Annotated in this window: 11 protein-coding genes; 7 read left to right on the top strand and 4 right to left on the bottom strand. The window is 37.5% G+C overall.

Annotated features, from left to right (window positions below; all coding sequences use genetic code 11):
• Positions 1 to 70: 70 nt before the first annotated feature.
• From JHT90_RS05825 to JHT90_RS05805, 5 genes are all read left to right on the top strand, one after another.
• The gene (locus tag JHT90_RS05825; protein ID WP_201095143.1) at positions 71 to 2,515 is read left to right on the top strand and encodes a glucose/quinate/shikimate family membrane-bound PQQ-dependent dehydrogenase; all 2,445 of its coding nucleotides are present in this window, start codon (positions 71 to 73) and stop codon (positions 2,513 to 2,515) included.
• Between the two features lie 26 nt (positions 2,516 to 2,541).
• On the top strand, positions 2,542 to 3,921 hold the full coding sequence (locus tag JHT90_RS05820; protein WP_201095142.1) for a carbohydrate porin: 1,380 nt from the start codon (positions 2,542 to 2,544) through the stop codon (positions 3,919 to 3,921).
• A gap of 15 nt (positions 3,922 to 3,936) precedes the next feature.
• A complete protein-coding gene (locus tag JHT90_RS05815) occupies positions 3,937 to 6,051 on the top strand; it encodes a TonB-dependent receptor (protein WP_201095135.1) in 2,115 nt (704 codons plus the stop codon).
• Between the two features lie 678 nt (positions 6,052 to 6,729).
• Positions 6,730 to 7,335, top strand: a complete 606-nt coding sequence (locus JHT90_RS05810) for a hypothetical protein (protein ID WP_201095133.1) — start codon at positions 6,730 to 6,732, stop codon at positions 7,333 to 7,335.
• A 91-nt stretch (positions 7,336 to 7,426) separates the two neighbouring features.
• Positions 7,427 to 8,746: an MFS transporter gene (locus JHT90_RS05805; protein WP_201095130.1), complete on the top strand. Its 1,320-nt coding sequence runs from the start codon at positions 7,427 to 7,429 to the stop codon at positions 8,744 to 8,746.
• 39 nt (positions 8,747 to 8,785) lie between these two features.
• On the opposite strand, the gene JHT90_RS05800 is transcribed toward JHT90_RS05805, so the two are convergent.
• The 3 genes from JHT90_RS05800 to JHT90_RS05790 all read right to left on the bottom strand — a co-directional run bounded on the left by JHT90_RS05800 (position 8,786) and on the right by JHT90_RS05790 (position 12,765).
• Positions 8,786 to 10,045, bottom strand: a complete 1,260-nt coding sequence (locus tag JHT90_RS05800; protein WP_201095128.1) for an MFS transporter — start codon at positions 10,043 to 10,045, stop codon at positions 8,786 to 8,788.
• Between the two features lie 203 nt (positions 10,046 to 10,248).
• A complete protein-coding gene (locus JHT90_RS05795; protein WP_201095126.1) occupies positions 10,249 to 11,529 on the bottom strand; it encodes an MFS transporter in 1,281 nt (426 codons plus the stop codon).
• A gap of 81 nt (positions 11,530 to 11,610) precedes the next feature.
• A complete protein-coding gene (locus tag JHT90_RS05790; RefSeq protein WP_201095124.1) occupies positions 11,611 to 12,765 on the bottom strand; it encodes an acyl-CoA dehydrogenase family protein in 1,155 nt (384 codons plus the stop codon).
• Between the two features lie 671 nt (positions 12,766 to 13,436).
• Between JHT90_RS05790 and JHT90_RS05785 the strand changes: the two genes are divergently transcribed.
• Together JHT90_RS05785 and JHT90_RS05780 are read left to right on the top strand one after the other, a co-directional pair.
• Complete coding sequence (locus JHT90_RS05785) at positions 13,437 to 14,639, top strand: 3-oxoadipyl-CoA thiolase (protein ID WP_201095122.1); 1,203 nt, start codon at positions 13,437 to 13,439, stop codon at positions 14,637 to 14,639.
• A gap of 23 nt (positions 14,640 to 14,662) precedes the next feature.
• A complete protein-coding gene (locus tag JHT90_RS05780) occupies positions 14,663 to 15,895 on the top strand; it encodes a CaiB/BaiF CoA transferase family protein (RefSeq protein WP_201095120.1) in 1,233 nt (410 codons plus the stop codon).
• Between the two features lie 54 nt (positions 15,896 to 15,949).
• Here the strand turns inward: JHT90_RS05780 and JHT90_RS05775 are convergent, their stop codons facing one another.
• Positions 15,950 to 17,443 carry an aldehyde dehydrogenase gene (locus tag JHT90_RS05775; protein ID WP_201095118.1) on the bottom strand — a complete coding sequence of 498 codons (1,494 nt, stop codon included), beginning with the start codon at positions 17,441 to 17,443 and terminating at the stop codon, positions 15,950 to 15,952.
• Positions 17,444 to 17,451: the final 8 nt, after the last annotated feature.

Below are 17,451 nucleotides of genomic sequence, written 5' to 3'. Positions count from 1 at the left end.
ATTACAGTATAAATTGAATTTATCATTTTCCCCCTTTCAGAAAATCAAACTAACTTATGAAGGTTAATAAATGTTTAGCAAAAATAAATTACTGATAGCCACAGGGATAATCTTCATTCTGATGGGATTATTTTTGTCCATCGGTGGTATCGACCTTGTCTCATTAGGTGGCTCTTACTATTATCTAATTGCAGGTATTACGTTAATTGCTACGGGTATTTTAATTGCGCTTAATCATGAAGAAGCCCTTATCTTATTTGCTTTATTTTTACTAGGTTCTACTTGCTGGGGATTGTGGGAAGTAGGTTTAGACTGGTGGCAATTGGTCGTACCACGTTTATGGGTGTGGTTTGTACTAGGGGTAGTACTGTTATTGCCATGGTGGTGGAAACCCTTACAGATAAATACTAAAAAACCTAAATTACCTATTTTACTTAGTATCGCGGTAGTGTTTAGCGCCATTACTATCATAGCACCACTTTTTACCGACCCTAAAACCACTATTACAGGTGTAATAGATAACCCAAAAGCAAACTATATTAACCCTGACCAGGTGGCAAGTGATGATTGGATAGCTTATGGTGGTACTAACGCGGGTCTACACTACTCTTCTCTTGATCAAATCACACCTGAGAATATTCATCATTTACAAGAAGTATGGCGTATTCAAACAGGTGATAAGCCTACTACAGGAGATCCTGTAGAAATTACTAATGAAAATACACCATTAAAAGTTAATGGCCTGCTTTATGCTTGTACTCCCCATAGCAGAGTTTTAGCTTTAGAACCAGAAACAGGTAAAACCCGCTGGGAATATGACCCACAAATCAGTTTAGAAGGTGCTGAAAATTTTGCTGGCTGGGCTCATATGACTTGCCGTGGTGTTTCTTACTATGATGCTGATACCTATTTATCACAAGATCAAGAAACTACCGAAGATAACGATTTAACCGCTGCGAACAGTATTGATAACGCTATTGTTGAGAAAGTTAAAAATAGTTCTTGTCCACGTCGTATTATTTTACCTACCGCCGACGCACGCTTAATTGCTCTTAATGCCGATACAGGAGAAATGTGTACCGATTTTGGTGATGATGGTTCTGTGGATTTAACTAAAAATATTGGTCCATTTACTCCAGGTGGCTACTATCCAACCTCACCCGCAGTTGTTACACGTAATTTAATTATTGTAGGCGCTCACGTTACCGATGATGAGTCTATCGATGAACCATCAGGGGTTATTAGAGCCTTTGATATATATGATGGTCATCTAGTATGGAATTGGGATAGTACTCAACCTGACAAAACAGAACCTATTGCTGAAGGAGAAATATACCCTCGCAACTCAGCTAATGTATGGACTGTAATGAGTGCTGATGAAAAATTAGGCATGGTTTACCTGCCTATGGGTAATCAAACGCCTGATCAATATGGTGCAGATCGTACCGCAGGTGCTGAAAAGTACAGTGCTGGCATTGTAGCGCTAGATATAGACACAGGTAAAGTTCGTTGGAACTATCAATTTACGCGCCATGATCTATGGGATATGGATGTACCTGCACAACCTGTATTAATAGACTTACAAACTAAACTTGGCGTTGAACCTGCGGTAATACAACCTACCAAACAAGGTAGTTTATATGTATTAAATCGTAAAACAGGCGAGCCGATTGTTCCTATCCACGATATCGAAACACCACAAGGTGCAGTTGAAGGTGATTGGGTTTCAAAAACTCAACCAAGGTCAGCACTTAACTTATTACCCCCCAATTTAACTGAAAAAGACATGTGGGGTGCTACGCCTTTCGATCAATTAGTTTGTCGGGTTGGTTTTAAATCATTGCGTTATGAAGGACAATATACACCGCCTTCTTTACAAGGTAGCCTTATCTATCCAGGCAATGTGGGTATATTTAATTGGATGGGCATTGCAATAGACCCTGAAAGACAACTTATTTTTACACCTGCTAATTACATGGCCTTTGTTTCACAACTTGTACCTGCATCAGAACTTGCTGATAATGCTAAAAAAGCGTCTGAAGGACAAGGATTACAACTTAATAAAGGGGCACCTTATGCCGTCATTATGCACCCCTTCCTATCTAAATTAGGCTTCCCTTGCCAAGCACCATCTTGGGGAGATATTGCTGGCATTAGCTTAACTGACTACTCTGTTGTTTGGAAACACCATAATGGTACTTCACGCGATAGTACACCCATTATTCCTATGGCTTTCCCAGTAGGAGTACCTGCCATGGGTGGCCCTATTACAACAGCAGGTGGTGTTGCCTTTATGAGTGGCACACTAGATCAATATATTCGTGGTTACAATGTTGCAAACGGTAAAGAATTATGGAAAGCAAGGCTACCTGCTGGTGGTCAAGCAACACCAATGACTTACAAAGGTAAAGATGGTCGTCAATATGTTGTATTAGTGGTGGGTGGTCATGGTTCTTTTGGTTCTAAACTCAGCGACTATATTATTGCTTACGCCTTACCAGAAACCAATGACTAAATTAAATTGATACTAAAAGGGACATTATGATACCTATACCGCAAAAAACTAATAATTACCTAGTAAAAACATTAGTCGCAATAGGATTACATACTGTTCTTTTTAGCCCAATTGCTCAGGCTAAACCATTTGATATAGACTCTCCTTGGATGCTAGGAGATTGGGGCGGTGTTCGTTCAGATTTAGAAGCCAAAGGTTATCAGTTTTCTTTTGAATATTTATCTGAGGCATCTGCCAATTTAGGCGGTGGCTACAATAATGATCGTACTGCACGTTATGCTGATCAGTGGACATTAGTAAGCCATTTAGACTTAGAGAAAATCCTAGGGTTACCCAACGCTGAATTTCAAACAATGATAACATCACGTAATGGTAGATCATTATCAGGCGACCGCCTATCCGATCCTCGAACAGGACAATTTTCGAATACTCAAGAAATTTATGGTAGAGGACAAACCGTTCGCCTTAGTCATTTATGGTATCAACAAAAATTCTTTGATCGCTTGATTATTAAAGCAGGTCGTTATGGGGTTGGAGATGATTTTAATACCTTTGCTGCTTTAGGTTGCGAATTTCAAAATTTAGCCTTTTGTGGTTCACAAGTGGGTAACTGGACAAACTCTTGGTATAACGGCCCTATTGGCCAATGGGCGGCTAACATAAAATATAACTTCACACCTGAACTTGCTTTCCAAATAGGTGCGTTTGAACAAAATCCTTCTTTATTAGAAAAAAGTAATGGCTTTAAATTAAATGGCAGCGGTGGTCGGGGTGCCTTATTCCCTATGGAATTTATTTGGACACCTAAACTGGGTGAAAATGGTTTGCCAGGAGAATACAGGGCTGGTTATTTCTATACATCTGCTAATCAAGATGATGTTTATAAAGATGAATTTGGTTCACCTATAGCAATAACAGGCAACCAACCAAAAAGTAGAGGTAGTAGGCATGCTTGGTGGCTATTGGGTCAACAACAAATTACCTCTTACGGCAAAGATACTTCTAGAGGTTTAGTGCTATTTGCTGGCTTAAGTATGCATGATAGAAATACCAATGTTATTACCAACAGTCAGTTTATTGGTGGGATTTATAAAGGGCCTTTTGACTTTCGCCCAAAAGACAGCTTAGGGCTAGCGATAACAAGGATTGATGCTGGATCGAGAGCAAGACGAGGACAACAGCTAGCTAATGCTATTTATCAAGCTAATAATGGCATGATAGGCTATGACAACCCCAGTTACACACCTATCCAAAGGACAGAATATAACACAGAGCTTTATTATGCATTTGATATAGCTAAATGGCTGTCTGTGCGTCCCAATCTTCAATATGTTAAAAATCCTGGCGGCGTAACACATGTCCGCAATGCTGTAGTAGGTGGCTTAGAGATTAGATCTAAATTTTAAAGTTTAATGGATGTTATGAAAAAATTATTACGGAACAAGAACAAAACCTTTATTTATCTACTATGCCCTATTATTTTACCAATAGACTATGTAGTAGCTGCTGATGATTTACAGTTACCTACTATAGAAGTTAGCAGTACTCGTACTGATACCAGTGTGTTTGACACGCCTGCTTCGGTAGATATTATTGAAGGAAAAGATATTCGTGATAGTAAGCTACAAGTTAATCTATCTGAAAGTCTGCAAGGTGTTGCAGGGGTACAAATACAGAATCGTAATAACTATGCGCAAGACTTACGATTATCTATACGTGGTGCTGGCGCACGTTCTGCTTTTGGAGTTAGAGGGACACGTATTTATGTGGACGGTATACCTGCTTCAATGCCTGATGGCCAAGGGCAAATTTCTAATATTGATTTAGGCAGTGTTGACCATATTGAAGTATTAAAGGGCCCTTTTTCATCATTGTATGGTAATTCCTCGGGAGGAGTCATCCAAATTTTCACAGAAGATGGTTCTGATCGGCCTACCGTTGAAGGTAGCACCGCCATGGGCAGTTTTAACACCTATCGTAATCGTGTTAAAGGAACAGGCACAACACCTACAGAAACAGGCAGTTTTAATTACACATTAAGTGGTAGCCACTTTTCAACCACTGGTTATCGAGACCATAGTGATACTCAGAAAAACTTACAAAATGCCAAATTTAGCTGGCAAGTAGACCCTGATCGTAAAGTTAGTTTTGTACTTAACAGTGTTAATTTAAAAGCTCAAGACCCTTTAGGTGTAACACGCCAACAATTTAAACATGATCCTAAAAATGCTGATAAAGCAAAACAATACGATACACGTAAAAAAGCCACACAAACCCAAGGTGGCTTTTTATACGAACAAAATATAAATGAATATAATCAATTATCGGCCATGCTTTATTATGGGGTAAGAGATAATGTGCAATATCAATCTATACCCTTTGGTGCGCAACAAAATGCTGGTCATGCAGGTGGTGTAATTGACTTTCAACGTAATTATGGTGGTGTTGATTTACGCTGGACATCCCATCTCAGTTTAGCTGATCGACCTTTTACTTTAATCTCAGGTATTTCTTATGACTTAATGAAAGATAATCGCAAAGGTTATGAAAACTATATAGGCACTGCTAGCAATCCTATTTATGGAGAAAAAGGCCAATTACGACGTAAAGAAAACAATAAACTTTATAATATTGACCCTTATATCCAAAGCGCATGGCAATTAGCTTCTAAGTGGAAACTAGATACAGGGGTTCGCTATAGCACTGTTCGTTTTAAATCAAATGATAAGTATTTATCCAATGGTGATGATAGTGGTTCTAAAACCTACCATAGAATATTACCAATGGCAGCATTAAGCTATGCCATAACTTCTGATATTAATCTTTATGCTTCTTATGCTAAAGGCTTTGAAACCCCTACTTTTACTGAATTATCTTATCGTCCTGATGGTAATGCAGGGTTAAATTTAAGCCTTAGTCCTTCTGTTAGTGATAATTATGAGCTTGGTACTAAAATAATGTTACCCCGTGGCATGCTCAGCGCTAGCCTATTCCAAATCAATACAAAGGATGAAATTATTACAGCAGGTAGTATCGGTGGCAGAACCACATATAAAAATGGTGGCAAAACACGTCGTAATGGTTTTGAATTAGCTTGGAATAACAACTTTGCTGAAAATATCAAAACACAAGTATCTTATACATGGATAGATGCCTACTACCGCGATAATATTTCTACCTCAATTAGAAGTAATAACGCTATTCCAGGTGTTGCTAAACAAACCTTCTATGGTGCTATCGCATGGCAACCAGAAACAGGTTGGTATATAGGTGTAGATGGTCAATATATGAGTAAAATCTATGTAACAGATGATAACTCTGAAGCTGCACCATCCTACTTCACTAGTTCTGCTTACACAGGATATACATGGAAAAGTAGTGATCGCTGGACAATTAATGGCTTTGTAAGAATTGATAATTTACTGAATCGACGTTATGTAGGTTCTGTTATTGTTAATGAAAAAAATGGTTATTTTTATGAGCCTGCTGCCAAAAGAAATTGGCTAGTGGGTAGTACTGTGTCGTTTGCTTTTTAAGCATTAACTTTATATTAATAATCCTTTAAAATAACTTTAATATATAAAGCCTATAAAATAACTATTATAATAATAAACCTGTAGATATACTAATTCTAACAAGTATATATTTAATATATATCTTATGTGATAATTAAAAACTAATTAAGTAATTTAGAAATGGATCTTATGACATGAGTAAATCTTCTATAAACATAAATACAAACTTCTATCTACTGTTTTATTAGGTAACAGTAGCCAGTTATAGTGGTGTATATCAGCGACCACTATTGCTATACTATTTACAATTTGGCTTATGCATTGTAAAAATATATATTAGGGTTACTCCCAGTTTGCTTATTGCCGCACAACATCTTTTCTAATGCTTTCTGTAACCCATATTCTTACGCAACTTATTGGAACACCCTATCAAATGACATTTATAATAATAACAGATGATAATCTACAACAAATATCGCAAAGTATAGATGACACTCAATTATATTCGACTAGAAGAATCTCAACTAAATACCCCACTTATAATAAAGTACAACAATCTCATATTAAGTTTACCGTATATAAAACATCCTTTGACCTAAATGCCACTGGTCGAACCTAGTAACAGAATCAATTTCGTTCAGGTAATGAATATTTTATTAACTGATTAATTCAAATATTAATATTGGGCTTTCGTTATTTATGAATAAAACTAACAAACATATAAACATATCACAACCACCTACAAGTAATGAAAAAGATAATATAGATATGTATGCGCTTGTGTTTTATGACAGAGCTAAGGAGGTTTATCATATTGCATACCTCACTATTTTTATGATGATAGCAGCAATAGCATTAGCTATTAAGCCACCTACTATACTATTAGATAATAATATGCAGACATGGTTTTGTTTAATAGCAATGACTGCTGCTATATTTTTATCAATTAAACATATACGTCGTTTTAAATTGCTCAATTTAGTTATTATTATATTTTTGATTTGTATCGGTGGAGCTACTATTTTTTTAACATGGTCTGTTACCAATATACTCCCTTATTTTATAGGAACCCCTGTTAAAATAACCTTTACCATTAGTTCAGAAAATGACTGGCAACAAATATGGCAAAGCCCAAATAATCCTCAACTATCTTTTACTATACGCGCCCATAAAACATACCGTTCTTATCAAAAGAAACAACAACCACATGTTCAATTTACAGTATATAAAACACCTTTTAGACTGAATGGAATTGATAATTACGAGTATCAAAAACTAGCTAATAAAAATAATAGATGGAAGTAATTACAACAAAAATCTATTCTCCTCCTAGCCTTTTAATTAAAAGCATTTATATAATAAATAGATTTATTTATATAAGACTTATTGGATCACCATGATAAATACAGCAAATGTTCCTATAAATGGACAACCCCATGCCCGCCCTCTTAATAAAAGTGATTATAAAACACTGGCTCTCTCTTCATTAGGTGGCACCTTAGAATTTTATGACTTTGTGATATTTGTCTTTTTTACCAATATTCTTACCCAATTATTTTTTCCTAGTGAAAACCAATTTTTTGCTCAAATGCAAACACTAGGGGTATTTGCTGCGGGTTATTTAGCACGCCCTATTGGTGGCATAATAATGGCGCATTTTGGCGATAAAATTGGTCGCAAGCGCATGTTTACCTTAAGTATTTTCTTAATGGCACTGCCTACATTTGTGATTGGCTGCTTACCCACCTACGAAACCATAGGTATATTAGCCCCTCTTTTATTGCTGATTATGCGTATTTTACAAGGTGCTGCCATCGGTGGAGAAATGCCGGGAGCATGGGTTTTTATTGCTGAACATACCCCCAAACAACGTTATGGACTGGGTGTTGGTACACTTACTTCAGGTATCACGGGTGGAATATTTTTAGGTTCAATTGTAGCCATTATTATTCAACAAAATTTTTCTGATGCTGAAGTCAAAGAATATGCTTGGCGTATCCCCTTTTTGTTGGGTGGCATCTTTGGTTTTATTTCTGTTTATTTACGTCGATTTTTAGAAGAAACGCCTGTTTTTAAAGAAATGGCAGCAAAACAAGCATTAGCCACTCAGTTACCTATTCTTACTGTTATCAAACAACATAAAACAGCCTGTTTTATTACTGCTATATTAACATGGGCACTTTCTACCACCATTGTAGTGACGATATTAATGACGCCTTCTATTATTTTAGAGGGTATGTATCACATTGATCGTACTACCTCACTACAGGCTAACTGTGTAGCTACTTTAACACTAACCCTAGGCTGTGTTTTATGGGGCTATTTATGTGATAAATTAGGTATTCGCTTAACTCTTTCAATAGTATGGGGTGGCCTGATTATCACTAGTTTTTACTTTTATAGTTCACTACATACTGATATGAGTACAAGTACTTTAATTTTTAACTATGGCCTAATGGGACTTTTTGCAGGTTCCACCGCTACCGCTCCCATAGTTGGTACTAAAGCTTTCCCACCAGCTATTCGTTTTACAGGGTTATCTTTTGCGTATAATTTGTCTTACGCCATTTTTGGTGGACTAACCCCTATGATTACTGGTGCATGGTTACATCATAATGCAATGGCCCCAGCTTATTATGTTAGTATTACGGCTATACTTGCCTTATTGGTGGCTTTTATGCCTTTAGCTTATCGTGGTTATACTGCAAAATCTTAATAAAAGCCCACTATAAAGTGGGCTTTTTTCATTAATTAATTATTTTTGTGGGTCAAATAGTTTATCTCTAATAAATAATGCAGGTATTAAACCACAGAAGAAATAAGCAGCACCCATTACTAAGAAACCTGCTCCAATTGAATAATGAGTAGCTACAAAGCCAATAAATGCAGGGGCAAGCGCCGCTCCTACCTTTCCAACATTATAAGCGCCACCCATTGCAGAACCACGAATTTTGGTTTCAAAACTCTCCGTCATATAGGTTGCATTAACACCATAGGGGATACCATATAAGAAACCAAAACCAATCATTAAGTAAAGAATGTTATCAGGCGTATGCCACATAACAATCACAGGTAAAAACACAGCTGTACCAATTGCCCCAAAGGCATAAATAATTCGCCTGCCAAAATAGTCCGCAGCCATCCCTGCAATAATTTTACCTAAAATCATTGCTGTATAAGAACCTACTAAGAATAACGTCATCGATTTAAAATTCATCGACATTTCTTTTTCAAGGTAATTGGGAAGCCAGTTGTTAACCCCGTAATAACCAAACTGTAAGAAGCCTGCTGTTATAGACCACAAGATAAACATTTTACGTGTGCTTTTATCAGCAAAAATGAGGGTAAGTGCATTTTCTTTTTTTGTATCTGTTTGTTTATTTTTATTAGCTGCTTTTTCTGCTTGTGCTTTTCTCCATGACTCAGGCTCAGGGACCATCCATTGCATTGCAAAAGCTAATACGGCAGGAATAATAGCTATATAGAATAGCCAGCGCCAACCATAGTTTGGAATTATCCAACCTGCTAATAATGAAGCAACAATATAGCCTACTGACCAACCAGCTTGTAAAGTTCCTAACACAGTAGTGCGATATTTAGTAGGTACATATTCAGCCATTAAGGTATTACAAGCGATATATAATGCACCTATGCCAAATGACGCGAAAAAACGAATAACAGCAAACTGTAGATAACTTTGGGTAGCCCCTAATATTGAAGTACCTATTGAAAATACTAGTATACTTCCTACCACTGTTTTTACTCGACCATAACGATCAGAAAGCCAACCTCCTAAAATACCCCCAATTGACATACCTGCTAAGGTATATGTACCAAGCATACCCTTTTCAAATTGGGTCAACCCCCATTCTGCTTCTAACGAACTTAAGCTGAAAGACAACAGCAATAGATCTGCTCCATCCACTAGAAGTCCTAAAAAAGAAAAGATAAAAACTAAAATCCAAATCTTATTGGGTGATTTGTTAGATGATAATGTATTTGATGATATCGTCATAATTCAATTCTCTTTATTGTATTTATTTTTTAACAACTATTTACTAAAGCCACTCACAACTTTAAAAGCAGCGGCTAAAAGTATATATTGAAAATCCTTTAATAAACAATTAGCTAATAGTAGTAGCTATGTTTCTAGATATTTAAAGTAGCTTTTATTCTGAAGTTGTTATTTTTGAATAAAAGCTACTTAACAGATAAATGTTATTTTTGAGGATCAAATAACTTATCTTTAATAAATAATGCTGGAATTAGACCACACATAAAGTAAGCAGCACCCATTACAAGGAATCCTGCACCAATAGAATAGTGGGTAGCAATAAAGCCTATACAAGCGGGAGCAATCGCCGCCCCTGCTCGCCCAACATTATATGCACCACCTACCGCAGAACCACGAATTTTGGTTTCAAAACTCTCAGTCATATAAGTAGCGTTTACACCATAAGGAATACCATACAGGAAGCCAAAGGCAACCATTAAATAGATAATATTTCCTGGCGAGTTAAAGAATACGATAATAGGCAAGAATGCAGCTGTACCGATAGCACCAAATGCATATACTGCACGGCGGCCAAAGTAATCTGCGGCAATACCAGCTAAAATTTTACCTAAAATCATTGCAGTATAAGAGCCTACTAAGAAGAATGTCATCGACTTAAAAGCCATGCCTAATTCTTTTTCTAAGTAGTTAGGCATCCAGTTGTTTACGCCATAGTAGCCGAACTGTAAGAACCCAGCAGTAGCTGCCCATAATAAGAACATATTACGTGTAGCTTTGTTAGCAAAAATTAAGCTTAGTGAGCCTTCTTTTTTAACATTACTGTTATCAATACCCGCTGCTTTATCTGCATCACGTTTTGCCTTAGCCGCACGCCATGCTGGAGGCTCAGGTACAATAAACTGCATCGCCACAGCCATAACCGATGGAATAATTGCAATATAGAACAACCAACGCCAACCATAGTTTGGAATAATCCAACCTGCTAGTAATGAAGCAACGATATAGCCTACTGACCAACCTGCTTGTAAAGTTCCTAACACGGTGGTACGGTATTTAGTAGGTACGTATTCTGCCATCAAGGTATTACAAGCTACATATAATGCACCAAGTCCTAGTGAAGCAACAAAGCGCATTACTGCAAACTGAAAATAACTTTGTGTTGCACCAAGGATAGCAGTACCAATAGAGAATACTAAGATACTGGCAACCACTACTTTTACACGCCCAAAGCGATCAGCTAGCCACCCCCCAAAGATACCACCAATCGCCATACCTGCTAGTGTATAAGTACCTAACATCCCTTTTTGAAATTGCGTTAATCCCCATTCTGCTTCTAAAGAACTTAAGCTGAATGAAAGTAATAATAAATCTGCACCATCAACCAACAAACCTAAGAAAGAAAATATAAATACTAGAATCCATATTTTACTTGCTTGTTCATTAGGCGTATTAGGCGCACTTGTCGGATTATTTGAAGATGTCATTATGTTTTCTCTTTGTTTAAATCCATAACTTAATTATTGTTGCTCCTTTCCTGGAGCAACAAACCCCTTTTTTAGATTTCTTTAGCCTTGGGCCTCTTTAATCATATTTCTTGAAATAACTAATTGTTGAATTTGCGTAGTTCCTTCATAAATACGGAATAAACGCACATCACGGTAGAAACGTTCAATGCTATATTCACTAACATAGCCAGCACCACCATGAATTTGAACCGCTCGATCTGCTACGCGGCCGCAAGTTTCAGTTGCAAACATCTTCGCACATGAAGCTTCTGTACCAACATTTTTACCTTCATCACGCTTGCGAGCAGCATCAATCACCATGCATTTAGCAGCGTAAATCTCCGCTTTACTATCGGCTAACATTGCTTGAATTAATTGGAACTCAGCAATAGGCTTACCAAATTGCTTACGTTCTAAAGCATAATGTAAAGCATCATTTAACATACGTTCTGCAACACCTACAGAGAATGCTGCGATATGTAAACGGCCTTTATCCAATACTTTCATCGCTGTTTTAAAACCAACACCTTCCACACCACCAATTAATTGGGTAGCTGGAATACGGCAGTTTTCAAAAATCACGTCAGCAGTATGAGAACCTTTTTGGCCCATTTTTTTATCTGGCTTACCAACAGTTAAGCCTGGTGTACCACGCTCCACAACAAACGCTGAAATACCACCTGCCCCTTTAATATCAGGATTAGTACGCGCCATTACTGTAAAAATATCAGCGTGTGGCGCATTAGTAATAAAACGCTTAGTTCCATTAAGAATATAGTCATCACCATCACGCTTAGCGGTAGTTTTTAATGAACCAGCATCTGAACCAGCATCAGGTTCAGTTAAACAGAACGAAGATATAAACTCACCAGTTGCTAATTTTGGTAAGTATTTTTCTTTTTGTTCTGGTGTACCATCAATAATAATACCTTGCGAACCAATGCCGTTGTTAGTACCAAAAAGAGAGCGGAATGCTGGAGAAGTATGACCTAACTCGAAAGCGACATTTACTTCTTCTTCCATGGTTAAACCTAAGCCACCAAACTCTTCAGGGATACAAAAGCCAAATAGCCCCATTTCACGCATTTGCGAAACAATACGTTCAGGAATTTGATCTGTTTCTGCTACTTCATTTTCACTAGGCATCAACTCATTCGTAACAAAATTGCGAATAGAGTCTAATAAAATATCTAATGTTTCTTGGTCGCGGATCATGTTAATCTCCTAACATTTGCTGATTGTTTTGTTTGTTTTACTTATTTATTAAATGAAAAATATTCCTAACTATTAAACATTTAAAAATTAATACTTATATTTTTATAGCACCAAAATCTTTAGTTGAAGTTTGCACGCTAATTGTAGTCTGTCTATTAACAAATCTATGTAAATACGACTGAGTAACTAAATCAATCCTCCTTCAAGATACTTCTGTTATAAACAACTACTGGAATGGCAGGCAGTTTGTTATTTTTGCCATTATAAAATTCCATATAGTTGATGTTTTATTTTTACTTATCATAAACCGTATTATTAATAAAAATCAACAAAAACAAAATTGTATTTCGCATAATGAAATTTTTAGCAATTTCTAATAAAAAAACAAATCCTTTGCCTGGCTGACAAAAAAAGAAATAACCTTATATAAATTCAAATACTTATATTAAAATAATAGTCAATTTATTAGGTTAAAAAGGTGATAAAAATAAAATAAATTTTTAATAACATTGCAAAGAGATAAAGTAATTAGTACATTTTTCAAAAGAAGTTTGTACTATTTATCTAATCACTATTATGTTAATCACGATAAATAAGTACATTAAAAACATATTGCTATATAACAAGGAACTTTCGCAACACTACTACAGCTACAACTCAGGAGAAAAATAATGCTAAAAGCTTATATTTATGAGGGTCTTCGTACACCATTTGGACGCCATGCAGGTGCACTCTCTTCCATCCGTCCAGATGATCTCGTTGCAGGCGTTATGCAACAACTTATCGAAAAAAGCAAATTCAATGCAGAAGATATTGAAGATGTTATTCTAGGTTCTACTAACCAAGCAGGTGAAGATTCTCGTAATGTAGCGCGTAATGCATTATTAGTAGCAGGGTTACCTTACACGCTACCAGGCCAAACCGTTAATCGTCTTTGTGCGAGTGGTCTAGCGGCCATTATTGATGCGGCTCGTGCCATCACTTGTAATGAAGGGGCTTTATACTTAGCAGGTGGTGTTGAAAGCATGTCACGTGCGCCTTTTGTTATTCCTAAATCAGAATCAGCTTACAGCCGTGCAGCCATCATTTACGATACAACCATCGGTTCACGTTTCCCTAATCCACGTTTAGTGGCTAAGTATGGTAATGACAGCATGCCAGAAACAGGTGATAACGTTGCTAAAGAGTTTGGCATTAGTCGTGAACAAGCAGATAGATTTGCTGCGGCATCACAGGCTAAATACGAAGCCGCTCGTCAGGCTGGTTTCTTTAAAGATGAAATTTGTCCTGTAGAAGTGTCTACAGGTAAAAAGACACCACCAAAAATCATCACTGAAGATGAGCATCCACGTCCTAGCTCTGATTTTGAATCATTATCAAAACTAAGATCCTTATTTGAAGGTGGTGTAGTCACAGCGGGTAATGCTTCTGGTGTTAACGATGGTGCAGCAGCTTTACTAATTGGTAACCAAGAAATTGGTGAACAACGTGGCGTTAAACCAATAGCACGTATTTTATCAGCGGCAGCGGCAGGTGTAGAACCACGTATTATGGGTGTAGGCCCTGTAGAAGCGATTAAAAAAGCAGTAGCCCGTGCGGGTTTAACCTTAAATGATATGGACATTATCGAGATCAATGAAGCATTTGCAAGCCAAGTGTTATCCTGTTTAAAAGGACTGGATGTAGCTTTAGATGATTCACGAGTGAATCCTAATGGTGGAGCGATTGCAGTAGGTCATCCTTTGGGAGCATCGGGAGGTCGTTTAGCTTTAACGGTAGCAAGACAACTACAACGTACTGGTCAACGTTATGCGGTGATTAGTTTATGTATTGGGGTTGGTCAAGGGTTAGCTATGGTTATTGAACGCGTTTAAACAAAAACAAAAGAGGTATAGTGATGGGAGCATTAGCAGGAGTTCGTGTCCTTGACATGAGTCGAGTTTTAGCAGGTCCTTGGTGTGGTCAACTTCTCGCCGATTTAGGAGCAGAAGTTATCAAGATTGAACGACCCGTTCATGGAGATGATACCCGTGGTTGGGGGCCTCCTTATATGACAGATGATAATGGTAATAAAACCAAAGAATCATCATACTATATGTCTGCCAATCGAGGTAAACAATCTGTTTCAGTTAATATAGCCTCTCCAGAAGGTCAAGAGTTAATCCGTAAATTGGCTTGTGAAGTAGATGTGTTAATTGAAAATTATAAAGTAGGCGACTTAGCGAAATATGGTCTTGGTTTTGATGATCTCTCTAAGCTAAACCCAAGACTTATTTATTGTTCAATCACTGGCTTTGGTCAAACTGGCCCTCGTGCTAACGAACCTGGTTATGATTTTATCATTCAAGGGCTTGGTGGTTTAATGAGTATTACAGGGGAACGTGACGATTTGCCAGGTGGTGGCCCTCAAAAAGCTGGTGTTGCAGTAGCAGACTTAATGACAGGTATGTACGCAGCAGTAGGCATTGAAGCCGCCCTTTATAGCCGTGAAAAAACAGGCAAAGGACAATATGTTGATGTTGCATTGTTAGATACACAAGTGGCTATGTTAGCTAACCAAGGTATGAATTACTTAACCTCTAATAAAGTCCCTGGTCGTTATGGTAATGCACACGCTAATATCGTTCCTTATCAAGTATTTCGTGCCTCTGATAGAGACTTTATTATTGCCTGTGGTAATGATAGTCAATTTGTTTCATTGTCTAAAGCCATTGGTTTACCTGATTTACCACAAGACCCACGCTTTGCTACTAATGCAGCACGTGTGGAGCACCGTGCGGAGATTGTAGAGTTACTCTCTAAACACTTCCTTTCTAAAACAGCCGATGAATGGGTAGCGGCCATTTACCCTGCTAAAGTACCTGTTGGTGCTATTAACGATGTAGGGCAAGCAATGGCTGAACCACAAATTGAAGCACGTGGTATGAAAGTTAATATGCCTCATCCATTACGTACTGACTATACAATGGTTGGTTGCCCACTTAAACTTTCAGGTACGCCTGTAACTTATGAACTTACCCCACCTCGTTTAGGTGAACATACTAAGGATGTATTAAAAAGGCATCTTGGTTTATCTGATGAAAAAATTGCTGAATTAGAAAGCCAAGGCATTATTGAATTACTTAAGTAATTTAAAATAAAAGCTCTACTTTTTAGTAGAGCTTTTTTTATTACCATTAAAAATTTATAGTTTAATCCATGTAGCTTTTACTTCAGTGTATTTATCAAAAGCATGCAGTGATTTATCACGTCCCTTACCTGATTGTTTATAGCCACCAAAAGGCGCTGTCATATCACCACCATCATATTGGTTTACCCATACACTACCTGCTCTCAATGCACGTGCTACGCGGTGAGCTTTAGATAAGTTAGCTGTCCACAATGCCGCTGCTAAGCCATATTGAGTATCATTAGCAATTTTCACAGCTTCTTCAACAGTATCAAATGTAATAATAGAGAGTACTGGCCCAAAAATCTCTTCTTTAGCAATTTTCATTTCATTGCTAACATTATCAAAAATAGTCGGTTCTACGTACATGCCACCTGTTTCCTCAGCAATACGTTGTCCACCTAATAGCAATTTAGCCCCTTCTTTCTTACCTGCTTCTATATAGGACATAACTGTTTTCATTTGGGTAGCATCTGCTAATGCCCCTATATTAGTGGCAGGGTCTAATGGATTACCTGGTCGCCATGACTTAATAGCCTTTAACAATAATGGCATAAACTGATCTTTAATAGAGCGCTCTATCAATAATCGAGAGCCTGCTGTACATACCTCTCCCTGATTAAAAGCAATGGCTGTAGCAGCAGCTTGTGCCGCTTCTTTTAAATCAGGTGCATCGGCAAATATGATATGTGGACTCTTACCTCCCGCCTCTAACCAAACACGTTTCATATTAGATTCGCCCGCATAAATCATTAGCTGTTTAGCGGTTTTGGTAGAGCCTGTAAATACTAACGTATCCACATCCATATGTAAGGCTAACGCTTTACCTACCGTGTGACCATAACCAGGTAACACATTAAACACACCTTTAGGAATACCTGCTTCAATAGCTAATTGTGCTACACGAATAGCGGTTAATGGTGACTTTTCAGAAGGCTTTAAAATAACCGAATTACCAGTAGCCAATGCAGGCCCTAGTTTCCAACAGGCCATCATCATCGGGAAGTTCCAAGGTACAATAGCTGCCACAACGCCAACTGGTTCTCTGGTCACTAACCCAAGTTGATCTTCTGGCGTAGCAGCGACTTCTCCGTACACTTTATCAATTGCTTCTGCCATCCATCGAATTGACTTAGCAGAGCCAGGAATATCTATAGCTAAAGAATCACTAATAGGTTTTCCCATATCTAAGGTTTCTAATAATGCCAATTCTTCTTTATTAGCTTTTATTAGATCAGCAAAACGAATTAAAATAGCCTGCCTTTTGGTTGGAGGTAGTTGCGACCAAACACCAGATTCAAAGGTTTCTCTGGCATTAGTAACAGCTTTATTGGCATCTGTAATATCACAACTGGCAACATCTGCTAATTTAATGCCATCTATTGGGCTAATACACTCAAAAGTTTGACCACTTTCTGCAGCCATATACTCGCCATTTATAAAAGCTCTACCTTCTATGATTAAATTTTTAGCACGGTCTTGCCAATCATTTACTGTTAATTTTGTCATTTTTGAGT

It is taken from the genome of Entomomonas asaccharolytica (genome assembly GCF_016653615.1).
GTDB classification, from domain to species: domain Bacteria; phylum Pseudomonadota; class Gammaproteobacteria; order Pseudomonadales; family Pseudomonadaceae; genus Entomomonas; species Entomomonas asaccharolytica.
Note: the sequence above shows the minus strand (reverse complement) of the source record. Positions and strands in the feature narration are given on the sequence as shown.